The 23090-nt window shown below is 65.7% G+C and carries 22 protein-coding genes and 2 pseudogenes; 12 read left to right on the top strand and 12 right to left on the bottom strand.

Annotation, left to right across the window (positions count from 1 at the left end):
- Positions 1-46 precede the first annotated feature (46 nt).
- The 12 genes and pseudogenes from JN280_RS01935 (at position 47) to tnpA (ending at position 12626) form a co-directional block, all read left to right on the top strand.
- Positions 47-919 (top strand): branched-chain amino acid ABC transporter permease, encoded by an 873-nt coding sequence (locus tag JN280_RS01935; protein ID WP_202314454.1) that lies wholly within the window; start codon positions 47-49, stop codon positions 917-919.
- A pseudogene (locus JN280_RS40195) lies at positions 916-1916 on the top strand (branched-chain amino acid ABC transporter permease). Before JN280_RS01935 ends, JN280_RS40195 begins: the two are co-directional and overlap by 4 nt.
- Entirely contained in the window at positions 1909-2655 is a 747-nt protein-coding gene (locus JN280_RS01925) for an ABC transporter ATP-binding protein (RefSeq protein WP_202309858.1), read from the top strand. Before JN280_RS40195 ends, JN280_RS01925 begins: the two are co-directional and overlap by 8 nt.
- The gene (locus JN280_RS01920) at positions 2648-3352 is read left to right on the top strand and encodes an ABC transporter ATP-binding protein (protein WP_202309857.1); all 705 of its coding nucleotides are present in this window, start codon (positions 2648-2650) and stop codon (positions 3350-3352) included. The genes JN280_RS01925 and JN280_RS01920 overlap by 8 nt, the downstream gene beginning before the upstream one ends.
- The gene (locus tag JN280_RS01915) at positions 3352-4626 is read left to right on the top strand and encodes a 3-isopropylmalate dehydratase large subunit (RefSeq protein ID WP_202309856.1); all 1275 of its coding nucleotides are present in this window, start codon (positions 3352-3354) and stop codon (positions 4624-4626) included. Before JN280_RS01920 ends, JN280_RS01915 begins: the two co-directional genes overlap by 1 nt.
- Positions 4623-5129, top strand: a complete 507-nt coding sequence (locus JN280_RS01910) for a LeuD/DmdB family oxidoreductase small subunit (RefSeq protein ID WP_202309855.1) — start codon at positions 4623-4625, stop codon at positions 5127-5129. The genes JN280_RS01915 and JN280_RS01910 overlap by 4 nt, the downstream gene beginning before the upstream one ends.
- Positions 5126-5998 (top strand): isocitrate lyase/PEP mutase family protein, encoded by an 873-nt coding sequence (locus JN280_RS01905; protein WP_202309854.1) that lies wholly within the window; start codon positions 5126-5128, stop codon positions 5996-5998. The genes JN280_RS01910 and JN280_RS01905 overlap by 4 nt, the downstream gene beginning before the upstream one ends.
- Positions 5995-7731 carry a hydantoinase B/oxoprolinase family protein gene (locus JN280_RS01900; protein ID WP_202309853.1) on the top strand — a complete coding sequence of 579 codons (1737 nt, stop codon included), beginning with the start codon at positions 5995-5997 and terminating at the stop codon, positions 7729-7731. Before JN280_RS01905 ends, JN280_RS01900 begins: the two co-directional genes overlap by 4 nt.
- Positions 7728-9779, top strand: coding sequence for a hydantoinase/oxoprolinase family protein (locus JN280_RS01895; RefSeq protein ID WP_202309852.1), 2052 nt, complete (start codon positions 7728-7730; stop codon positions 9777-9779). The genes JN280_RS01900 and JN280_RS01895 overlap by 4 nt, the downstream gene beginning before the upstream one ends.
- A complete protein-coding gene (locus tag JN280_RS01890) occupies positions 9779-10393 on the top strand; it encodes a cysteine hydrolase family protein (RefSeq protein WP_202314453.1) in 615 nt (204 codons plus the stop codon). The genes JN280_RS01895 and JN280_RS01890 overlap by 1 nt, the downstream gene beginning before the upstream one ends.
- 1 nt (position 10394) lies before the next feature.
- Positions 10395-11804 carry an FAD-dependent oxidoreductase gene (locus JN280_RS01885; protein WP_244742800.1) on the top strand — a complete coding sequence of 470 codons (1410 nt, stop codon included), beginning with the start codon at positions 10395-10397 and terminating at the stop codon, positions 11802-11804.
- Positions 11805-12197: 393 nt separating this feature from the next.
- A complete protein-coding gene (gene tnpA, locus JN280_RS01880; protein WP_202308953.1) occupies positions 12198-12626 on the top strand; it encodes an IS200/IS605 family transposase in 429 nt (142 codons plus the stop codon).
- A gap of 38 nt (positions 12627-12664) precedes the next feature.
- Here the strand turns inward: tnpA and panD are convergent, their stop codons facing one another.
- The 12 genes and pseudogenes from panD to JN280_RS01820 form a co-directional block, all read right to left on the bottom strand.
- Complete coding sequence (gene panD, locus JN280_RS01875) at positions 12665-13111, bottom strand: aspartate 1-decarboxylase (protein ID WP_202309851.1); 447 nt, start codon at positions 13109-13111, stop codon at positions 12665-12667.
- Between the two features lie 34 nt (positions 13112-13145).
- Positions 13146-14129, bottom strand: coding sequence for a beta-ketoacyl-ACP synthase III (locus JN280_RS01870; RefSeq protein ID WP_202309850.1), 984 nt, complete (start codon positions 14127-14129; stop codon positions 13146-13148).
- Positions 14126-15391: an adenosylmethionine--8-amino-7-oxononanoate transaminase gene (locus JN280_RS01865; RefSeq protein WP_202309849.1), complete on the bottom strand. Its 1266-nt coding sequence runs from the start codon at positions 15389-15391 to the stop codon at positions 14126-14128. The genes JN280_RS01870 and JN280_RS01865 overlap by 4 nt, the downstream gene beginning before the upstream one ends.
- Complete coding sequence (gene bioD, locus JN280_RS01860; protein ID WP_202309848.1) at positions 15388-16023, bottom strand: dethiobiotin synthase; 636 nt, start codon at positions 16021-16023, stop codon at positions 15388-15390. Before bioD ends, JN280_RS01865 begins: the two co-directional genes overlap by 4 nt.
- On the bottom strand, positions 16020-17159 hold the full coding sequence (locus JN280_RS01855; protein ID WP_202309847.1) for an 8-amino-7-oxononanoate synthase: 1140 nt from the start codon (positions 17157-17159) through the stop codon (positions 16020-16022). Before JN280_RS01855 ends, bioD begins: the two co-directional genes overlap by 4 nt.
- The gene (gene bioB / locus JN280_RS01850; RefSeq protein ID WP_202309846.1) at positions 17159-18154 is read right to left on the bottom strand and encodes a biotin synthase BioB; all 996 of its coding nucleotides are present in this window, start codon (positions 18152-18154) and stop codon (positions 17159-17161) included. The genes JN280_RS01855 and bioB overlap by 1 nt, the downstream gene beginning before the upstream one ends.
- A gap of 304 nt (positions 18155-18458) precedes the next feature.
- Positions 18459-18697: pseudogene (locus JN280_RS01845) on the bottom strand (IS3 family transposase); the annotation flags it as partial.
- A gap of 349 nt (positions 18698-19046) precedes the next feature.
- Positions 19047-19628, bottom strand: coding sequence for a HupE/UreJ family protein (locus JN280_RS01840; RefSeq protein WP_244742797.1), 582 nt, complete (start codon positions 19626-19628; stop codon positions 19047-19049).
- A gap of 43 nt (positions 19629-19671) precedes the next feature.
- Positions 19672-20181 (bottom strand): hypothetical protein, encoded by a 510-nt coding sequence (locus JN280_RS01835; RefSeq protein WP_202309845.1) that lies wholly within the window; start codon positions 20179-20181, stop codon positions 19672-19674.
- A gap of 2 nt (positions 20182-20183) precedes the next feature.
- Positions 20184-21389 (bottom strand): agmatinase family protein, encoded by a 1206-nt coding sequence (locus tag JN280_RS01830; RefSeq protein ID WP_202309844.1) that lies wholly within the window; start codon positions 21387-21389, stop codon positions 20184-20186.
- Entirely contained in the window at positions 21386-22210 is an 825-nt protein-coding gene (locus tag JN280_RS01825) for an ATP-binding cassette domain-containing protein (protein ID WP_202309843.1), read from the bottom strand. The genes JN280_RS01830 and JN280_RS01825 overlap by 4 nt, the downstream gene beginning before the upstream one ends.
- Complete coding sequence (locus tag JN280_RS01820; RefSeq protein WP_202314450.1) at positions 22207-23025, bottom strand: ABC transporter permease; 819 nt, start codon at positions 23023-23025, stop codon at positions 22207-22209. Before JN280_RS01820 ends, JN280_RS01825 begins: the two co-directional genes overlap by 4 nt.
- Positions 23026-23090: the final 65 nt, after the last annotated feature.

The raw sequence follows: 23090 nt of genomic DNA, 5'->3' as shown, positions 1-23090 counted from the left end.
GGGCGGCTCTGCGGTCGCCCGGTCCATCGAGGAAATGTCGTCGCTTATGCCCGATTTCACGATTGTCCTGCCCTCGCTGCTCAACGGCATCACCACCGGCGCGCTCTACGCGCTGGTGGCGCTCGGGCTGACGCTTATCTACGGCGTGCTGCACATCATCAATTTCGCGCATGGCGCGCTGCTGATGATCGGCCTCTATGCGGTCTATTTCCTCAATGTTCAGTTCGGCGTCGATCCGTATGTCGCCCTGCTCATCGTGCCGCCGCTGATGTTCGCGCTAGGCTACGCCCTGCAACGCGGCATCATCACGCGCGCCAGCCACGGCCGTGACGAGAACATCCTGCTCGCCACGCTGGGGCTCTCGATCATCATCGAGAACCTGGCGCTCTATTTCTTCAAGTCGGATACCCGCATCATCGATACATCCTATTCGTTCGAGACGGTGGAGGTGCTGGGCGCATTCCTGCCCCTGCCCAAAGTCATCGCCTTTTTCGGAGCGCTGGTGACGGCAGGACTTTTCTGGCTCGTGATGGCGCGCACCGATCTCGGCAAGGCGATCCGCGCACTTGCCAAGGAACGCAAGGGCGCCGCACTCGTCGGCATCGACACGGAACATGTCTATGCCATGAGCTTCGGTCTGGGGATCGCCTGCCTTGGCGTCGCCGCCTGCCTGCTTCTGCCCAGTTACTACGTCACGCCGCAGGTCGGCCACGGCTTCGTCCTCATCGCCTTCACCATCGTCGTGCTCGGCGGCATGGGGTCGTTCGTGGGCGCGCTGCTCGGCGGCTTCATCATCGGCATCGTGGAGGCGATGGGCGGACTGTTCCTCGGTGAGAGCCTCGGCCAGATCGGCATCTTCCTGATCTTCATCCTGGTGCTCATCTTCCGCCCGACGGGTCTGCTGGGGCACAAGGCATGACCGCGATGCGCAGCCTCTCGACCCTTCTCCTGGTCTTCCTGCTGATCGGCATTGCGCCGCTCGTCGTGACGTCCGACTTCTGGCTCAACGTGGTCATCATGACGCTCTATGCGGCATTGCTCGGGCAGGCCTGGAACATCCTCGGCGGCTATGGCGGGCAGTTCTCCTTCGGTCATGCCGCCTTCTTCGGCACGGGAGCCTATGCGGTGGCCGTCCTGCAGGTGCAACTCGGCATCAATCCGTGGATCGGCATGGCATTGGGCGGTGTGCTGGCTGCGGCGGTCGCTGCTTTCATCGGCTTCTGCACCTTCCGCTATGGCCTGCGCGGTTCTTATTTCGCCCTGGTCACGCTGGCTTTCGCCGAGGTCCTTCGAATCCTGTCCAACTCCGTCGACTTCACCGGCGCCGGCGTAGGATTGCTCATCCCGCTCGCTCGCGGGGTCGAGAATTTCCAGTTTGCGTCGCGCGCCGGCTATTTCTGGGTCGTGTGGGCGCTGGCGCTGGCCGCTTTTGTCACCGTCTGGTGGATCGGCAATTCGCGCTTCGGCGCACAGTTGACGGCGGTGCGCGACAACGAGGAGGCTGCCGCGCGCTTGGCGTCAACGCCTTCCGCGTCAAGATGGGCGCGATTGTCCTTTCCGGATTCTTCTCCGGCCTCGCCGGCGTCTTCTACGCGCAGTATTTCCTCTATCTCGACCCTTCGATCGCTTATGGGCCGGAGATCTCCATCACCAGCCTGCTCGTGCCGATCATCGGTGGCATGGGGACGCTTTTCGGGCCGCTTCTCGGTGCCGTCGGCGTGCATGCCATCTCCGAAGGCACGCGCAGCTTCGTAGGCGAGGCGCCGGGCATCAGCCTTGCCCTGTACGGGGCGGTCCTGGTGGTGATGGTGCTCTTCATGCCGCGCGGGCTTGCCGGGTTGCTCGCCCGGAGGGCCCGCAAGAGGCATGAGGACAGGGTTGCTGCCGGAGACGCGGAGGTTGCCGGCCATGCTTGAGGTCCGCGCCCTTTGCAAGAGCTTCGGCGGTGTTCAAGCGGCGCGCGACGTCAGCTTCACCGTCCCGGAAGGCGGCATCGTCTCGCTGATCGGTCCCAACGGTGCCGGCAAGACGACGTTGTTCTCGCTGATCACCGGCTTCCACAGACCGGATTCCGGTTCGGTCGCCTTCCGTGGCGAGGTCATCACGGGACACGCACCCGAAACGATTGCCCGCCGCGGCCTGGTGCGCACCTTCCAGATCGTGCAGCCCTTTGCCGGCCAATCGGTTCGCGAGAACATTGCGGTGGGCGCGCATCTGCATATTTCGTCGCGGCGGGAAGCGCTGGCGAGGGCCGGCGAAGTGGCGCGCATGGTCGGCCTCGGGGACAGGCTCGACATGCCGGCCGGCGCGCTGACGGTCGCCGGCCGCAAGCGTCTCGAAGTCGCCCGCGCGCTGGCGACCGGGCCGAAGCTCGTGCTCTTCGACGAGGTTCTGGCCGGCCTCAATCCATCCGAGATACGCGACGTCATCCCCATCATCCGGGCGATCCGCGAAACCGGCGTGACCATCCTTCTCATCGAGCATGTCATGCAGGCCGTGATGAGCCTGTCCGAATACACCTGGGTCCTGAACCAGGGACAACTGATCGCCGAAGGCAAGCCGCGCGACGTGGTCTCGAACCGGCAGGTAATCGAGGCCTATCTCGGCAAGGGCATGGCCGAGCGCATCGCCAGGCGGGAGGTGGCCGATGCTTGAGGTCGAAGGTCTCAAAGGCGGCTATGGTGCGGTGGAGGTGCTGCGCGGCATCGACCTCGACATCGCCTCGGGCGAGATCGTGGCGCTGCTCGGCTCCAACGGCGTCGGCAAGACCACATTCGCGGCCGCGTTGTCGGGCCTGATCCCTTGCCGGCAGGGGTCGGTGCGCTTCGACGGGCGTCAGATAAACGGGCTCGGCGCCCGTGCGATCGTCGATCTCGGACTGATCCAGGTGCCGGAAGGGCGCCACATCTTCCCCAACCTGACCGTTCTCGAGAATCTCGAGCTTGGCGCCTACTGCCGAGGCAGGGCGAACCGGCCGGACAACATCGACAAGGTGGCCGACATTTTTCCGCGGCTGAGGGAACGTTTCGGGCAAAAGGCAGGCACGCTGTCGGGCGGCGAACAGCAGATGCTGGCGATCGGACGCGGCATGATGGCGGAGCCGAAACTGCTCATCCTCGACGAACCGTCGATCGGGCTGTCGCCGCTTCTGGTGGAAGAGATGTTCGCGCTGATCTCCCGCCTCAACGCGACCGGGCTTACGATCCTGCTGGTCGAGCAGAACGTGCTGCAATCGCTGGAGATCGCCAGCCGCGCCTTCGTCATGGAGAACGGCGAGATCCGCCTGTCCGGCAGGCCGGCCGAGATGATGAACGATCCCGAATTGCAGCGCTCCTATCTGGGGCTGGCGTGATGAAGGCGACGCTAGCGCAGAAGATCGTCGCCCGCGCGGCGGGACGGCAGAGCGTGCGGCCGGGCGAGGTCGTCACGGCCAGGGTCGATCTGGCGATGATCCACGATTCGGGTGGGCCGCGCCGCGTCGAACCCATCCTGAAAGAATTCGGCGTCGGCCTGTTCGATGCCTCGAAGGTGGTCCTGATCTCCGATCATTTCGTGCCTGGAGACACCGACGAGGGCGCGCGCATCCTGGAACTGACCCGCCAGTGGGCCAGGGACCGCCGCGTCGCCTTCCACGACGGCGAGGGCATCTGCCATGTCGTGCTGCCGGAACGCGGGCACCTGAAACCCGGCATGTTCGTTGTCGGCGGCGACAGCCATTCGCCCACCGGCGGCGCCTTCGGCTGCTACATGTTCGGGGTCGGCGCGACCGAAATGGCGGGCGTGCTGGCGACCGGCGAGATCTGGCTCAAGGTGCCGGGCACCATCCTGATCGAATGGAATAACCGGCTGGGACCGGGTCTGACCGCCAAGGACATCATGCTTGCGCTTTGCGGCCGGCTCGGCATGGACGGCGGGAAGTATCAGGCGGTCGAATATGCCGGCGAGGCGATCACGGCCCTTTCCATGCAGGAGCGCATGACGCTCTCCAACATGGCCGCAGAACTCGGTGCGCAGGCCGGATTGATCGCCCCCGACGAGACGACCGCCGCTTTCCTGAGGGCCGCCGGCGGCGAGCCGGGCGACTACGGCCATCTGTTCACCGATCCCGGGGCCGAATTGCTGGAGCATCACGTCTTCGACGCGGCAGCCCTCGAACCTCAGGTGGCGGCGCCGCATTCTCCCGCCAATTCCGCCCCGGTGGGCGAGACCGCCGGCACGCCGGTCGAAGTCGCCTATATCGGCGCCTGCACCGGCGCCAAATATGTGGATCTCAAGGGCGCGGCGGACCTGCTGCGTGGCCGCAAGCTCGCCAGAGGGGTCGAACTTCTGGTGGCGCCGGCCTCGCGCCGCGATCAGCAGCGCGCCGCGGACGACGGCATCATGAAGGTGTTCGAGGATGCCGGCGCGCGCATCCTGGCCAATGCTTGCGGCATCTGTGCCGGTTATGGCGCCGACCGTCTCGGGGAGGACGTCTCCTGCATCTCGTCCACGGCGCGCAACTTCAAGGGCCGTATGGGAGCGGCGTCCTCGAAGGTATGGCTCGGCTCTCCGTTGACGGTAGCGGCCTCTGCCGTTGCCGGGCACATCGCTGATCCGCGCGACTTCCTGCCGGAGGCGAACCGATGAGCGGTCGTATCTTTCTTTTCGGCGACGACATCGACACCGACCAGCTGGCGCCCGGACAATATATGAAAGGGGGGCTCGAAGAGCTTGCGAAACATTGCCTCGAAGGCGTGCGGCCGGAATTCGCCCACGAGGTCGGGCGCGGCGATATCGTCGTGGCCGGCAGGAATTTCGGCATGGGCTCGTCGCGGGAGCAGGCTGCCGAGGCCCTGCTGCATCTGGGCGTTGCCGGCGTGGTGGCACGTTCCTTTGCCGGCATCTTCTATCGCAATGCCATCAATCTCGGATTGCCGGTCCTGGTGGCGCCAGACCTTGCCGGTGTCACGGACGGCGAAAAAGCCGACCTCGATCTCGAGGCGGGGGCGTTGCGCCTCGCGGCGAGCGGACGGGCGGTGGTACTCGAGCCCCTGCCAGACAATCTCAAGCGCATGCTCGCCGACGGCGGCCTGGTTCCGCATCTGAAGAAGCGCTTCGCGGCGGCGCGCAGCAATGGAAGGCCCCTATGAAAGTCAATCTGAAGCAACGCCTCGGAGAAGAGCGCATCCTGCTTGCTCCCGGCGTTTACGACGCCCTGAGCGGCCTGATCGCGTCCCAGGCCGGGGCGGAGGCCGTTTATCTCTCCGGGGCTTCGATCGCTTATACGCGTTTCGGCCGCCCGGACATCGGTCTTGTCTCCATGAGCGAGGTGGCTGATACCATCGCGGTCCTGCGCGACCGTATCGCCCTGCCGATCGTCGTCGACGCCGACAACGGCTTCGGCAATGCGCTCAACGTTCAGCGCACGGTGCGCGTCTTCGAACGCATGGGCGCCAATGCCTTGCAGCTTGAAGACCAGACAATGCCGAAGCGTTGCGGTCACCTCGATGGCAAGTCGCTGATCTCGCCGGGAGAGATGGCGGGAAAGATCCGGGCGGCCTGCGATGCGCGCGCTTCCGACGACACGCTTATCATAGGCCGCACCGACGCCATCGCCGTCGAGGGTTTCGAGGCGGCGCTGGATCGGGCGGAAGCCTATGTGGAAGCCGGCGCCGATATGCTTTTCATCGAGGCCCCGCGATCCATGGAGGAGATCGGCCGCGTCGTCGAACGTTTTGCCGGCCGCGTGCCGCTGATGGCCAACATGGTGGAAGGCGGCAAGACTCCGATCGTCGATGCGGCCGGGCTGGAGAAGCTCGGCTTCAGCTTCGTGATCTTCCCCGGCGGCATCGTTCGTGCCGTTGCGGCGACGCAGCGCGACTACTACCGCAACCTGACGCGAACGGGGTCGAACGAGGCGTTCCGCGACCGCATGTTCGACTTTGCCGGCTTGAATGCCGTCATCGGCACGCCCGACTTGCTGGCCATGGGCCGTCGCTATGACGGAGGTGACGCGTGATGGCGCTTGATCCGGTCACGCTCGCCATTCTCAAGGGCCGCCTCGAGCAGATCGCCGACGAGATGGATGCGACATTGTTCCGCTCCGCTTTCAACCCCATCATCGCCGAGGCGCACGATGCCTCGCACGGCATCTATGATGCGATCACCGGCGAAACGCTGGTGCAGGGCAAGTCCGGTCTGCCGATCTTCGTCGGCGTCATGGCCTTCGCGGTCAAGGCCGTGATCGGCAAGGCCGCCCGCCAGGGCGGCGTCCATGAAGGCGACGTCTGGATATTCAACGATCCTTATGAGGGCGGCACCCATCTTTCGGACTTCCGGCTCGTGAAACCCGTCTTCCGGGACGGTAACCTGTTCTGTTTTCTCGCTTCCGTCGGCCACTGGCACGACGTCGGCGGCAATGTGCCCGGAAACTACAATCCGGCCGCCACCGAATGTTTCCAGGAAGGAATGCTCATCCCGCCGGTCAAGCTCTATGACCGGGGCGAGTTCCGGCAGGACGTCGTGGACATATTGTCCGCCAATTCCCGGCTGCCGCTGTCGCTCTATGGCGACCTCAATGGCCAGATCAACGCACTGGAACTCGGCGAGCGTCGCATGCACGCGCTGATCGACGACTATGGCGACGGGACGGTCGCGTCGGCGCTTGTCGAACTGAAGGCACGCGCGGCCGAGATGATGCGTGCGCAGATCGCCGGCCTGCCGGCGGGCACGGTTTCCGCCGAGGATTTCCTCGACAATGACGGCATCGTCGACCAGCCGCTGAAGATCGCGCTGGATCTTACCATCGAGGGCGACCGGATGGTGATGGATTTCACCCGCTCCTCGCCCGCCTGCGCCGGCCCGGTCAATATCTCGCGCTCGACCACCATTGCGGCCTGCTATGTGGCGCTCAAGCACATTTTCGGCGAAGTGCCGGCGAATGCGGGGGTTCTGGAGCCGGTCGAGTTCCGCATCGCGGAAAGCTCGCTTCTGTCGGTCGTGGCGCCCAAGCCCGTCGGTGGGTACACCGAGACGATCCTGCGGCTGATCGACGTCGTCTTCCAGGCGGTTGCGAAGATCGCGCCTGGGCCGGCCATGGCGTGCGCCTACGGCACGATCAACGCCCTCTCGCTTGCGGGCCACAGGACTAACGGCCAGCGTTGGGTCATGTTCTCCTTCTTCGGTGGCGGTCATGGCGCGCATGGCGCCGGCGACGGCCTCAACCACGGCAATGCGCCGATCTCGACGGCGACCATTCCGCCGCTCGAAATCCTCGAAGCCGCCTATCCGGTGCGCTTCACCCAATGGGCCCTGCGGCCCGATTCCGGCGGAGCGGGCCGTTACAGGGGCGGCCTCGGCGCGGTGTATGAGATCGAGCTTCTGGAGAGGGAAGCCGATGTGTTCCTGTTCGGCGAGCGTGGAAAGTTCGCGCCTCCCGGTGTCGCGGGCGGAGCCGCCGCCGCGCCCAACCGATTCCGCTACGAGCAGGCCGAGGGCGAATGCGAGCCGCCGATGGTTTCGAAGATGGTCGGCATCCATCTGCGGCGGGGGCAGAAGGTTCGCCTGGAGACGCCGGGAGGAGGGGGCTACGGCGATCCTCTGGAACGTGACCCGGATCTGGTGGTGCGTGATGTCAGGCGGGGCTTCGTGAGCCCGGAACGAGCCGCCTCCGACTATGGCGTCTCAATCTCTGACGGCCGGATCGATGCCGGCGAAACGGCAAGACTTCGCAACCGGGAGGCCGCCGAATGAACCGCCCTGCCTACGTGATCGGCGTCGATGTCGGCGGCACCTTCACCGACGTCTTCATCCTTGACGAAAGCGCCGGCACGGTGATGACCGCCAAGGTGCCGTCCACGCGCGGCGACCAGTCGAAGGGCATGGTCGAAGGCATCGGCAACCGGATTGGCGACTTCGCCGATATCAGCACTGTCGTGCATGGCACCACGGTTGGCACGAACGCGCTGCTCGAACGCAAGGGCGCCCGCACCGGCATCATCACCACGCAGGGTTTTCGCGACGTGCTCGAGATGCGACGGCGTGACCGGCCGACGACCTGGGGCCTGAAAGGCTCCTTCGCGCCGGTGGTGGATCGTTCGGATCGGGTCGAGGTCGCGGAGCGTGTGCTCGCGGACGGCTCCGTTCTGCGCGTGGTCGAGGAGGAGGAAGTGCGCGCGCGGGCGAAGGCACTTGCGGCAAGCGGTTGCGAGGCCGTCTGCGTCTTCTTCATCAACGGCTATGCCAACAATGACAACGAGAAGCGCGCCGTAGAGGCGGTGCGTTCGGTCTGGCCCAACGCCTATGTGACGGCGGCGACGGAGATACTGCCGGAGATCCGCGAATTCGAGCGCGTCTCGACCGCGACGCTGAACGCCTATCTGCAACCCGTCGTCTCGTCCTATCTGGAGCGGCTGGAGAATGCGCTGGGCAGCCGCGGCTTCGCCGGCGACATCATGATCGTGCAGTCGAACGGCGGCGTCATGGCGGTCGATACCGCCAAGCGCTATCCGGTCCGCACCGCGCTTTCCGGTCCAGCGGCCGGGGTCATCGCGGCGACGGCGATCGCGCGGGCGGCGGGTTTCGACAACATCATCACCTGCGACATGGGCGGCACGTCTTTCGACGTCTCGCTCGTCACCGGCGGCAAGGCGGCGCTGGCCGCCCAGACGGCGATCGACTTCGGGATGGTTGTCCGCACGCCGATGATCGAGATCACCACGATCGGAGCCGGCGGCGGCTCGATCGCTTCGGTCGACAAGAGCGGCCTCCTTCAGGTTGGGCCGGAATCGGCCGGCTCCGATCCGGGGCCGGTGTGTTACGGCTTGGGCAACGACCGGCCTACGGTGACCGACGCCAACCTCGTGCTCGGCCGCATCAATCCCGACCGTCCCATCGGCGGCAAGCTCGCGCGTCTCGACGTCGAGGCGGCGCGCAGGGCAATCGATGCCCATATCGCCCTCCCGCTCGGTCTGGGCGTGGAGCAGGCGGCCGATGCGATCCTGAAGCTGGCCAACGCCAAGATGGCGGGAGCGATCCGGCTCGTTTCGATCGAGAAGGGGCATGATCCGGCGAAGTATGCCGCCATGCCCTTTGGCGGCGGCGGCGCGCTGCATGCCGGTGCTCTGATCAAGGAGGTTGGCCTTGGCGCGGCTCTCGTGCCGCGCTTTCCCGGCGTCACCTCGGCGCTTGGCTGCGTGGTGGCGGACATGCGCCACGACCGGGTGCAGACCGTCAACCGTCTGCTCGACCAGATCGACGCGGTGGCCCTCGGCGAGGAAATGAAAAGGGTTGCCGACGAAACCGAAGCGCTGCTCGCGCGCGCGGGCGTGACCTTCGAACGCGTCGAACGCATATTCGAACTGGACATGCTCTATCTCGGCCAGACGCATACGGTGAGCGTGCCGATTGCGGTAGTCGATGCCGGATTGACGCGCGCGGCGATCCAGGCGGCATTCGATGAGGCTTATCGCGACGCCTATGGCAGACTACTCGAGAACATTCCGACGCGGGTGATGAACTACCGCGCGGCCGTTGTTGGCTGCCGACCGGCCCTCGACATGGCGGTGTTCGCGCCGGTGGACGGGAAGACGGCCGAGGCCTGCCGGATCGGCACGCGCCGCATCTATGCCGACGGTGCGTTTCATGAGGCCGCGATCTATGACCGGCTGGCGCTGGAGGTTGGCGCGACAATCGTCGGGCCGGCATTGCTGGAACAGCCGGACACGACGATCTTCGTCGATCCGGGACTTGTCGCCAGCGTCGACCGTTTCGGCAACCTGCTGATCGAGCGGGTACGATGATGCAGCCGGCAGTCTCCAACCCGCGAACGACCGGGCTTCTCATCATCGATCTCACCAATGATTTCCTCCATCCCGACGGTGCCTATGCGCGCGGCGGACAGACCAGCCCGGAAATCGCCGCTCTGCCCGAACGCGTGCTTCCGGTGGCCGAGACCCTGCGGGCGAAAGGCGGCTGGATCGTCTCGGCGGAGTTCACCCTGGTGCCGGGCAAGGGGGGCGAGCCGTTCATCTCGCCCCACCTCAAGGCCATTCGCCCTTTCCTCGGCAAGGGTGATTTCGCCCCTGGGAGCTGGGGGCAGGAGTTGGTGGAAATGCTGAAGCCGGCCGATATCCGGATCGAGAAGGTTGCCTATTCCGCCTTCTACATGACCCGGCTCGAATGGGTGCTGCGCAAGGCCGGCATCGATACGCTGCTCGTCTGCGGCATCGTCACCAATGGCGGGGTCGCCTCGACCGTGCGCGACGCGCATATGCGCGATTTCACCACCACCGTGCTCAGCGATGGCTGCGCCGCGTTCAGGCGCGATACGCATGAAACCACGCTCTTGGATCTGCGCACCGTCGCGGGGCAGATGACCTGCGCCGAAGCGGCAAGCCTGATCGCGGGGCCGTGACGTGCAGGCCGGCGCGGTCAGCCGCGAGCCGCCGCCGCGCATCGACGCCTCGGCCGACGTGGTCGTCATTGGCGCTGGCGCCTGCGGCCTGGCGGCGGCGCTGAAGGCCGGCGACGCCGGCGCGGATGTTCTGGTGCTCGAACGCGATGGCTCCGCCTCGGGCTCCACCTCCATGTCCTCGGGCTTTGTTCCCGCGCCGGCAACGCGCTTCCAGTGGACGGCGGGCATCGAGGATGACACGCCCGACCGTTTCCTGGCTGACATCATGGCCAAATCCCATGGCAGTTCGCATGCGCGGCTTGCGGCACTTGCCGCTCGCACGATCGGTCCCGCGCTCGAATGGCTTGCCGACCGACATGGGCTCGAATGGATCGTGCTCGACGACTTTCTCTATCCCGGCCACTCCCGCCATCGCATGCACGCAGTCCCGGAAAAGACCGGCGCGGCACTTCTGGCCCGGATGCAGGCGGCAACCGAGCGGGCAGGCATTCCGGTCGTCTGCGATGCGCGGGCAGTGCGGCTGTTCGTTGACGATCTCGACCGCGTGCGCGGCGTCGAGCTCCTTCGTCCGGACGGCGCCGCCGAGATCGTCGGCTGCGGGGCACTTGTGCTGGCCTGCAATGGCTATGGCGGGAGCCGCGAGCTCGTCGCCCGTCACATTCCCGAGATCGCCGGCGGCCTCTATTACGGCCATGCCGGCAATACGGGCGATGCGCTGACATGGGGTGAGGCGCTGGGTGCCGACGTGGCGCATCTTTCCGCTTATCAGGGGCACGGCTCGCTTGCGCATCCGCATGGCATCCTGATCTCCTGGGCGCTGATGACGAAGGGCGCAATCCAGGTCAACACGGAGGGCAGGCGGTTTTCCGACGAGAGCGGCGGCTATTCCGAACAGGCGGTCTGCGTCGTTTCCCAGCCCGGCGGCGTCGCCTGGAACGTTTATGACCAACGCATCCACGATTTCGCGCTGGCCTTCCCCGACTACCGCGATGCCGTGGCGGCGGGCGCGGTGATCCGTGCCGCCGATCTTTCGGAATTGGCGCGCGCGACGCATCTGCCTGAAGCCGTCCTCCAGGAAACGTTCATCGAATTGGAAGCCTCCCGGTCAGGACGGCGAAAGGATGCTTTCGGCCGCGATTTCAGCTCCCTTCCCCCGTTCGAAGCACCGTTTTGCGGGGTGAGGGTCACAGGCGCGCTGTTCCACACACAAGGCGGCCTTGTCATCGACGACAATGCACGTGTAGTGCGGCCGGACGGTGCGCCGTTCCCGAATCTCTTCGCCGGAGGCGGGGCCGCCTGCGGCGTCTCGGGCCCCAACGTCTCCGGCTATCTTTCCGGAAACGGCTTGCTGACGGCGCTGGCCTTCGGTTTCCTGGCCGGAGAAGGCGCGTTAGATCGAAGTTTGAATTGAGAATGTCGGGATAGTGGCGGATTTGCAGGGCGTCCGGGCTAAGTTCTTTGCGAATTGTGTCCGTGTAGGAGGTTCTCAACGGACTCGAATTCTGATTCGATGGCGGCATGCGCACTGGTTCGGCTTGGCGGGATTTGCCGGAGGTGTTCGGCGAAACTCCCTCGCCGTCGTCACCATCGCGGCCATGGATGATTGCGTCGTGGGTTTGGTTGGTCCGCATGGAATGACGCTACAGCCATCTGCAGAACCTGGAATTCTCGCGTCAATCGCCGCTCGCCAGTGTCGGAACGGACAATCTCGCATTTGATCCGTTTAGAGTCCCCGATAGGGGATCAGGAAACCCCACGCCTTTAGGCGGCTGGGATCGCGACGCTTCCCGTGTAGATTGGTTTTATGGAAGCGTACAAGCGTGGCAGCCACACAGCCTGGGACTGCAAATATCATGTGGTTTGGGTGACGAAGTACCGCTACGCGGTGCTTGGCGGCGACGTGGGTAACCGCTGCCGAGAATTGCTACGAGAGACAGCACGGGCCCACGAGATGGTCGTTCACGCCGGGTCGATCAACCGCGACCATGTGCATATGCTGCTGTCGATCCCGCCGAGCCTGTCGGTGTCGCGCGCCGTGCAGCACCTGAAAGGGCGCAGTTCGCACAAGCTGCTGAGCGAATTCGGGATATTGCGCAAGCGCTACTGGGGCCAGCATCTGTGGGCGAGAGGCTATTGGGTTACCACGAGTGGCAACGTAACGGACGAGATGTGGATGGAGTATATCAAGAACCAAGCGCCACCCGAGCCTGATGACAACTTCAACGTGACGTGAGTGAGCGCCTCGTCCGCCGCCGGCGGACCGATCCGGCTTTAAGCCGTAACCCGAAGCCACCGCCTTTCAGGCGGTGGAGCATTCACGACCGAAAAGCTGTAGCGCCCGCGCGTATCGCGTGTGACCGAATAGGACAGGATCTCGCGTATCCGGTTGTCCCGGTCAAAGGTAAGCACGCGAGGCTGGATCTCCGTGATCGCGCTCTCATCGAGATAGACAGAGTTGCAGATGATGACCTGGTCGCCGGGCTGGCACGTGCGCGCGGCCGCGCCGTTGAGGATGCAGCACCGCGAGCCGCGCTCGCCGAGGATGACGTAGGTCGAGATCCTGGCGCCCGAATTCTTGTTCCAGATCTCCACGAACTCCATCGGCAGGATGCCCGCCTCTTCGCAATGATCCGGGTCGAGCGTTATCGAGCCGTGGTAATTGATGTTGGCGTCGGTCACGTGGATGCCATGCAGCTTGCCGGCGACGATCTTGCGCATTCCGTCCCTTTCCTTGTCGGTTGACCCTGCTCCGTCACACGCTGACCAGCAGCGCGCCGCCGGTGAGCCCTGCGCCGGCTGCTGCGAGCAGGAGCTTTTCGCCGGACTGTAATGGTTCAGCTTGGTGGGACAGCGACAGCGAAAGCGGGATGGTGGCGGCTGACGAATTGCCGTATTCGCTGATGGTTTTTATCACCCTGCCGTCCTCGATGCCGAGGTTCTTGCCCACCGCCTTGAAGATGCGCGCATTGGCCTGATGCGGGATGAAGCGGCGGACCTCTTGCGAAGAGACGTCTGCAGCGGCCAATGCTTCCACGGAACAGCGGGACATCATCTCCACCGCCTTGACGAACACCTCGCGACCGTCGGTGATCGTCATGCGGGTTTCGGCGATATCCAGGTCCTCTGCGAAGGGCTTGCTGCTGCCGCCGGCTGGGATCCGGATCAGACCATAGCCCGATCCGTCGGCGCCGAGCGAGGCGCCGAGGATGCCGTGGCCGGGCTCCGCGGAAGGTATCAGCACAACGGCGCCGGCGGCGTCGGCGAAAAGCACAGCGCTCGCGCGCTCGGCCGGGTTGATGCGGCGGCTCAGGATGTTGGCGGCGACCACGAGTGCGGGCTTGTTGTGCAGCCGGACAAAGGCGTCGGCGAATGTCATGGCGTAGATGAAGCCGGCGCAGGCTCCGGCCAGGTCGACGGCGCCGGCGCGGAGAAGCCCGAGCCGGTGCGCGACCAGCGGGGCGCTTGGCGGAAGCAGATGATCGGGCGTCGACGTCGCGAGCACCATCAGGCCGACCGTGTCGCGCTCGATGCCCGCCATCGCCATCGCCATCTCCGCGGCCTGTTCAGCCATGCCCGACAGCGTGTCGCCGGGCAGAACCCAGTGACGCGAGCGGATGCCGGTCCTCCCCTCGATCCAGCCGGGCTCCAGACCAAGGCGGGCTTCGATCTCGGCGTTCGGCACCTTTCGCGCCGGTGCGTGATGGCCGAGGCCCACGATCCTCGATGTCCGGTTCATGCGGCCGCCTCCACCAGGCTGGCCGCCTCGTCGATCGCATCGTAGAGCTGGTCGAGTTCGTCGGCCGTCACGCAATAGGGCGGCAGAACGTAGACCACATTGCCCAGCGGCCGCACCAGAAGGTGGCGCCCGAGGAAGAAGGCGCGCAACTTCGGCCCGATTTCGGCGAGGTATCCGGAACTTTCGACGTGGAGGTCAAACGCGGCGATCGTCCCCGTGCAGCGCACATCGGCGAAGCGCCTGTCGCCGCGGAAGCTGGCGGCGCGCTCCGCCTGCATGCGAGACAGCGCCGCTATCCGCTTCATCACCGGCTCGCTTCGCCAGACCTCGATATTGGCAAGTGCGGCGGCGCAGGCGATGGGGTTGGCGGTGTAGGAACTCGAATGGAAGAAGGTCCGGCTGCGGTCACGGGAATAATGCGCGCGGAAGACGGCTTCCGTGGCGAGCGTCGCGGCGAGCGGGATGGAGCCGCCGGTCAGCCCCTTGGACGTGCACAATATGTCCGGCGAGATCCCGGCCTGTTCGCAGGCAAACAGCGTGCCCGTCCTGCCCCAGCCAGTCATCACCTCGTCGGCGATGAACAGGGTCCCGGACGCCTCTGTGATCCGCTTCAGTTCGGCGAGCACCCATGCCGGATACATCAGCATGCCGCCGGCGCCGAGCACCAGCGGTTCAACGATCAGCGCCGCCGCCTTGCGATCGCGGATCAGACCCTCGAGGCGGTCGAGCGTTTCCTGTTCGCGCCCGGCGACTGGAAACGGGATGGTGTCGACCTCGAACAGCAGCGGCTCGTAGGCAGCGTTGAAGACGCCACGTGCGCCGACGCTCATCGTCCCGATCGTGTCGCCGTGGTAGCTGTGCTCCATGACGACGATGCGCGAGCGCGCCGCGCGGCTGTTGTGGAAATATCCGAGCGCCATCTTGAGCGCGACCTCGACGCTCGTCGAGCCGCTGTCGGAATAGAAGACCCAATCAAGTTCCTCGGGTGCCAGCGTGGTGAGCGCGGTGGCGAGGCGTTCGGCCGGCTCGTGTGTGAAACCGGCAAAGATGATCTGGTCGAGCGTCGCCGCCGTTGAACGGATCGCCTCGACGATCGCCGGATGCCGGTGGCCGTGGGTCACCACCCACCAGGACGAGATGGCGTCGAGGATGCGTCGGCCGTCGGCCGTCTCCAGATAGGCGCCGCCGGTTCGCGCGACGCAGGGCATGTCCGGCTCGACAGCGTGCTGAGTGAAAGGGTGCCAGACGGCCGATCGGTTCACGACAGGACCTCGTCGAATGCCGCCTTGTCGAAGCCGAACGTCATGGCGGAGCGCAGCGTCTGAGGCGTCAGCGGGTCGAGATGCGGCAGGCGGCCGAGCACGCGGACCTTGCCGAGGTCGGCGATCGTGCGCTCGGTGTCGGGCATCGCCTCGCCGATGAAGGCAATGCCGAGGAGCGGGATGTCGCGCCGTCGCAGCGCTTCGATCGACAGCAGCGTGTGGTTGATCGTGCCGAGCGCGGTGCGCGCGCAGAGTACGACGGACGCGCGCCAGCGGGCGAAGACATCGATGAAGAGGCGCTCCCGAGTCAGCGGGACCAAAAGGCCGCCGGCGCCTTCCACGATCAAGGGCCGCGCGACGCTGGGCAAGGCGAGGCGGTCAGGGTCGATCGACACGCTATCGAGTTCGGCGGCGCGGTGGGGCGAAAGCGGCTGCGACAGGCGGTAGGCCTCCGGCAAGATCCGTTCGGGTGACAGCCCGGCGAGACGGGAGACCACGCGACTGTCGGTCTCTCCGTCGAGCCCCGACTGCACAGGTTTCCAGTAGACGCCGTCCACCAGGCCGGTGAGACCGGCCGCAAAGACCGTCTTGCCGATGCCGGTGTCTGTGCCGGTGACGACGATCGGGCTCATGCCGCGACGCTCTCCCATTCCTCGGCAAGCGCCGCGACCATGGCCGACACGTCGGCCTGACCGACATTGAGGGTGAGCGAAATCCTGAGACGGGCGGTGCCCTCCGGTACAGTCGGCGGGCGGATGCCGCGTACATCGAAGCCGCGCATCTGCAACGCTGTGGCCAACGACATGGCGCGGCGGTTGTCGCCGACGATGACGGGCAGGATCTGCGAGCCGCTCGGCCCGATCCCGCAACGTGTCTCTATCTCCCGTCCAGCGAAGGCGACAAGCTGCGCCAGCCTCTCGCGACGTTCCGGTTCGTCGCGCAGAATGGCCAACGCTTCGGTCGCCGCGACCGCCATCAAGGGCGACGGGGCGGTCGCGTAGATGAAAGGCCGGCAGCGATTGACCAGGAAATCGCACAGCACGGCGGGGGCTGTGACGAGCGCGCCGGAGCAGCCGAGCGCCTTGCCGCAGGTGTGCAGTGCCACAACGTTGTCGCGGCCCTCGAGATTATGGGCGACACCGCGTCCGTCCGGGCCGTAGACGCCTGTCGCATGCGCCTCGTCGATGAACAGGAAGGCATCATGGCGGTCAGCGAGAGCGGCGAGATCGGCAAGCGGCGCGCGGTCCCCGTCCATACTGTAGAGACTCTCGACCGCGATCCAGGCGTGGCCGGTGCCGCCGCCGTCGCGCCAGCGCGATATGACATCATCGATGGCGCCAATGTCGTTATGCGGGATTTCGACGACCTGCGCCCGGCCGGCGCGTGCGCCCTCATGGGCGCTGGCGTGGACGAGCGCATCGAGGATCAGAAGGTCCCCCTTTTGCGGCAGTGTGGTCAGTACGGCGAAATTGGCGACATAACCCCCGCCGAAGAACAGCGCGCACTCGGCGCCGAAGAATCGTGCTGCAACGGCCTCCAATTCCTCATGCTCGGGTGCGTTGCCGCGCAACAGGCGAGACCCCGCCGCTCCGACCGGTGTGCCGTTGGCCAGGGCGGTGGCGACGGCGTCGGCAAGCCGCCGGCAGGAGGCGAGGCCGAGATAGTCGTTGGAGGCGAAATCGAGGCCGGCGCGCGGCGACAATGCGCGCAGGCGACTTTTCCGGGAAAGCCCGCGCAGCGTCGCCTCAAAGCGGTCGAGCACCGTCACTAAGCGGCGATCTCCATGGGTGCGATGCCGAGCCGGCGGAACAGTGCACTATCCTTATCCTCGCCCGGATTGCCGGCCGTCAGGAGGGTGTCGCCGACGAAAATCGAGTTGGCGCCGGCGAAGAAGCACAGCGCCTGCATCTCGTCACTCATGGCCGTGCGGCCGGCCGACAGCCTGACATGAGACTTCGGCATCAGGATGCGCGCAAGCGCGATGGTCCGGACAAACTCGATCGGCTCGATCGGTGCCGACCCGGCGAGCGGCGTGCCGTCGATGGGGATAAGCATGTTGATCGGCACGCTTTCGGGGTGCTCGGGCAGGTTGGCAAGCGCCACCAGCATGTCGACGCGGTCGACTGCCTCTTCGCCCATGCCGACAATGCCGCCGCAACAGACCTTGATGCCGCTGTCGCGGATATTGGCGAGCGTATCGAGCCGGTCGGCGAAGCTACGGGTCGTGATGATCTCGCCATAGTAGCGCTCGGAGGTGTCGATGTTGTGGTTGTAGTAGTCGAGCCCCGCCTGCTTGAGCCGGCGCGCCTGGTCGATATCGAGCATGCCGAGCGTCATGCAGGTTTCCATGCCGAGCGCCTTCACGCCCTCGACCATGGCGACGACGGCATCCATGTCGCGCGCCTTGGGGCTCCGCCACGCCGCGCCCATGCAGTAGCGTGTGGCGCCCGCATTGCGCGCCTTCCTGGCTTCGTCGATGACACGCTGGACCTCCATCAGCTTGGAGGCCTTCAGACCGGACTCATGGTGCGCCGACTGACTGCAATAGCCGCAATCCTCCGGACAGCCGCCGGTCTTGATGCTCAGGAGCCGGCTGAGCTGAACCCGATTGGGGTCGAAATTCTCGCGATGGACGCAGTGGGCCTGAAAGAGGAGATCGTTGAAAGGCGCGTCATAGAGCGCTCGGGCCTCCTCCACCGTCCAATGCCGGCGGGACGCCGCATGGGTCGGCTCGGCGTCGTTACGCTGCAATTTCAGGGTCATGTCCTCTCCACTGCTCCAGGTCTTGCCGCCCGTCCCGGCGTCCAAATACCGGACAGCTTTGCTCTTCGTAGCCAGCCTAGAAATCCGACGCTGCTATGGCGGCATAACGCGGGATCATATGCTTATTGTGAGCATAAGGCTTGTCAAGCGCGCATAGGTGGCAATTGTTGCTTGGCTGCTCGGCGTCGGCAGACACAGGCCCAAGCTGGCCAGGACGAGTAGCTGTTGCCGAAATGGGAGCTTGAGGCGGCAACTCTGTCTGTTGTGAACCGCCCCAGGTTTGCCGGAGGCCATTTGGTTTGAGTCACGCGGCCATGGCCGGATCTTCCAGCATGGCGTAGTAGCGTTCCTCGGCTTCGGCCGGCGGGATGTTGCCGATGGGCTCCAGGAGCCGGCGATCGTTGAAGCAGTCGACCCGGGTCAACGTGGCGAACTCGATGGCTTCGAACGAGCGCCACGGTCCACGTCGATGGATGACCTCTGCTTTTTAGGGCCGTTGATCGTCTCAGCGAGAGCGTTGTCGTAGGAGTCTCCGACGCTGCCCCGAAAGGTTGCCACGGAGCCCTTTCGCGACCCATCGTTTCTGAAGATCAGGAGCACTACGGGCGCTCAAATGCTGCGAAATCTGCTGCTCTTGACGTGAGCAGAGCAGGCGATTGACCGTGCACCACACAAATGAGGAAGACCCTGTGCCATGCGACAATCGCCGCCGGGTTTTGGGCGCGTCCAACCCGGCGGGACAGCCCCGGCGACCCCTTCACAGACGTTCGGCGCGGACCCTGATGAGATCAAAGAGCAGTCGACGCAACCTCATCAGCCGCCGGCGCCATAGTCCGCTCATGGCCTCTCCTTCCTGAACATGTCTCCCATCTTCCGGGTTCAGATACCCCAGTCAGACCGCCTGCGTGGCAGCGATAGCAAGGCCGAACAGGGCCGTGCCGGCGCCGAAGCCGCGCATGAGGAGGCCCCGGGCGCCGACAAGGGCGCCGGTTCCGTGCAGCGCCAGCGTGGCGGCGACGAAACCTGCCACATAGGCAAGGCCGCTCGCGCTCGCAGGCACTTCGAGCCCGTGGGCATGGCCGTGGAATAGGCCGAAGAGGCCGACGAGCGCGCAACTGCGGGCAAGAGGCTGGCGGCGGCCGAAGGCCATGATAGCGCCGAGGACCACGAGCGACAGCGCGATCGAGGGCTCGACAGCCGGCAGCGCCACACCACTCATGCCGAGCGCGGCGCCGGCCAGCATGGCCGCGACGAAGGAGAGCGGCAAGGCGGCGATACCGCGCCCACCTGTTCGCGCCGCGATCATGCCAACCGCCAGCATGGCAAGGAGATGGTCGAGGCCGAAGATGGGATGCGCGAGCCCGGCGACGAGCCCGTGCAGAGGGTCGCCGCCGGTGTGGGCGTTGGCGATCGATGGCGTGAGCGCCATGATCGCGGTAGCGGCTCCGGTGAGGCGGGTGGCACGAATGTTCATGGTCTTCTCCGGTACAAGCTGTTCGATGAGGTGAGGGCGGCGATCATTGGCCGGCCATCGTGATTTGGGAGGCCTGGGTTCGGTCGCTCAAGGACCGGGCTTCCGCGAAGCCTAGCCGGTGCGCCGCCTGGCCGTCGTGATAGACGAAGGCGAGCTTTCGCCGTCGCGAGGCGAGCCGCTGCGGCAGCGGGTCGTAGCGCACGCCGTTGCCGCCGATGAGCGGCATGACGGCGCCGACATCGGCCAGGTCCTCGGTTTCCACGCGCAGGAGATGCAGTTGCGTTCCATCGGCCGTTTCGCCGACGAAGGGGATGCCCGAAAGGCGCAGCAGGCTCGGGATATCAGACGCGCCCGAGAAGGCCTCGACAAAGGCCTTTTCCACGAGGTCGAGATCGGCCTCGCGCGGCTGCGGCGCGCTGTGATCGTGCGGCAGGTGCGGCGTCTGCCATTGCACGGCCTTGCCCGCGGGGCCGTTGTGGCCGGGGGGATGCGGGTGGTGATGATCGTAGCCGCTATGGCCGTCATCGTGATGGTGATGATGATCATCGTGCATGGCTAGAGACTCACCGGCTTGTCGATGATCGACTTGTGCTTGCCAAGCGTGCCGTGGGCGACCATCGAGCCAAGCGCCTCGACGACGACGCGCGTGCCGAATAGGGCGGTGATGTCGGAGGTGTCGTAGGGGGGCGAGACCTCCACGACCTCCAGCCCGCAGACGCCGGGAGCGGTGACGAGCCCGAGCAGCTTCAGGGCCTCGCGCGGCAGGAAACCGCCTGGTTCCGGCCAGCCGGTGCCCGGCACGAAGCCGCAATCGACCGAATCGACGTCGAAGGAAACGTAGACGGCATCGGCGTCCTTCCAGGCGATCTCAAGCGCGATCTCGGCCGTCTTTTCGAGCCCCAGCTTTTCGATGTCGTCGATGGTAAGCACATTGGTGCCGCGCTTCCTCGCCTCGGCAACGCCGTAGCGCGGCACCTGCCAGCCGCCGATGCCGAGCTGGACCAGGTTGGTGGCGGGAACATTCGGCAGGTTGGTCGCCCAGTACCAGGGCGTTGTGTGCATACGCTCGTCGAGATCCTTTTCCTGAATGTCGATATGGCGGTCGAAATGGATGATGCCGATGCGCTTGGACGTCACCTCGGCGATGCCGCGCACGCAGGGAAAGCCGATCGAGTGGTCGCCGCCCAGCATTACCGGCAGCGCACCTGACGAGGCGACGTGGCTGACGCCGCGCGTGATCTGGTCGAAGCTCTTTTCCAGATTGGCCGGGATGGTGAAGACGTCACCGGCGTCGCACAGCGTCATCTGCTCGCGCAGGTCGACGCCGAGTTCGTAATTGTAGGGCGTGTAAAGCGCGGAGATGCGGCGGATGCCCTGCGGCCCGAAGCGAGTGCCAGGGCGATAGGTCGTGCCGGAATCGAAGGGAATGCCGATGATGGCGGCGTCATATTTCCCGACGTCCCGCACATTCTCGACATAGGGCGCCTTGAGGAAGGTGTTGATGCCGGCAAAATGAGGCAGCTCGCCGCGCGCGAATGTCGGGATGCTCCTGTCGGTCAGGCATTCGGCGCCCGGCAGGCCCATGTCCAGCGCCCATTGCTGCTCCTTGCGCCAGCCTCTCTCGGGCAGCTTTTCCTCCGCCTCGATCGACCGCCAGCCCTGCATGGCGCGCACGTCGAAATCCGGGTGATGGCGGTGCTCGGTCGGCACGCGTTGGATCAGTCCGGCGCGCGTTTGCTTCCGCTCGGGCAGGTCTCTCATTGTTGGGTCTCCTGCGGCGCCGTCGCCGCGCTGACATGTCCCGGCCGGGTCGTCCCGGCCAGCGCGGCCACCTTGGCCATCTCGGGGAAGGAAGCCCGTTCCTTGCGGTCGAGCTTCAGATCGTAGGTGATTGTCGCGCCGTAGGCGGACGGGAACTGCGGGTCATGGCGCACCTTGTCGAAAACAAGCACGCGTGTGCCGAGCTTGAAGGCTTCATGGATATCGTGCGTGACCATCAGCACCGTCATGCCGTGCTCGGTCCAGATTTCGGTCAAGAGCTCGTGCATTTCGGCCCGGATGCCGGGATCGAGCGCGCCGAAGGGCTCGTCAAGAAGCAGCACTTTCGGCCGCCCGAGCAAGGTCTGCGCGATTGCCAGGCGCTGCTGCATGCCGCCCGACAGCGACGCGGGATAGAGGTCGCGGGCATGGCCGAGGCCGACGCGCTCCAGCATTGCTTCCGCCTCGGCTCTGGCCTTGGCGCGCCGCGCGCCGAGCGTGCGGCCGATCATCCCGCCGGAGCGGAAGTCCTCCACCAGCAAGAGATTTTGCATGACGGTCAGATGCGGAAAAACCGAATAACGCTGGAAGACGATGCCGCGGTCTGGCGTCGGCTCCGGCGCGATCGGACCGTCACCGACGACCACCACGCCGGCGGACGCCTCGTCCTGGCCGAGGATGATGCGCAGGAAGGTGGATTTCCCGCAACCGCTGGCGCCGACGAGCGACAGGAACTCCCCGTGCTCGGCCGCGAGGTTGACGCGCTCGAGCACACGTACGTCGCCAAAGCTCTTTTCCAGCCCGTGGACGAGGATTCGGCTCATTTTGCGTCACCGGCATGCGCCCAGCCGAACAGCGCGCGCGAAAGGCGCACGAGCAGCCAGTCGGTCACGACCGCGAGCAGCGTGATCCAGGCGACATAGGGAAGAATGATGTCCATCGACAGATACCGCCGCACCAGGAAGATGCGGTAGCCGAGCCCCTCAGTCGAGGCGATGGCTTCGGCCGCGATCAGGAACAGCCAGGCCGGCCCGAGCGCAAGCCGCACGCAGACGATCAGGCGCGGCATGACCTGCGGTAGCACAACGCGCAGGATCATCGTCCAGGTATTGGCGCCGAGCGTCTGCGCCTTGACGATCAGCTCGGTCGGCAGCTCCGCCACGCGGTTGGCGACGTCCCGCACCATGACCGGGGCGACGCCGATTGCGATCAGAGTGATCTTGGCCGCCTCGCCGAGGCCGAGCGCGATGAACAGGATCGGCAAGAGCGCCAGCGGCGGGATGACGCAGATGACCGTGACAAAGGGCAGGAACAGGGCACGGATGCGGGGGACAAAGCCGATCGCGGTGCCAAGGCAGAGCGCGAACAGCGTCGCGATCCCCACGCCTGCGAGGAGCCGTTCGAGGCTCGCAAAGGTGTCGACCCACAGGACGATGTCGCCGCTACGCTTGTCGGGGACGGAAGCGAGCTCGAAGAAGGCCCGCCACATCTGCGCAGGCGAAGGCAGGAGCTTATCTGCGGGATTGGCGGCCAGCCTGTCGGCCGATGCGACGACATAGGTGATCGCAGCGGCCAGGAATGGTAAGAGGGCGAGGAGGAACGCCGAGGTGCGAGACAGCCTGGCGTTGACGAGCCGCAGGCGCGGTTTGCGCCTGCCGGCGGCTGCCCGCGCAGCCGCCTCCGGGATTGCGATCGCAACGCGCT

This window comes from Mesorhizobium sp. L-8-10 (genome assembly GCF_016756635.1).
In the GTDB taxonomy this organism is placed as follows: domain Bacteria; phylum Pseudomonadota; class Alphaproteobacteria; order Rhizobiales; family Rhizobiaceae.
Note: the sequence above shows the minus strand (reverse complement) of the source record. Positions and strands in the feature narration are given on the sequence as shown.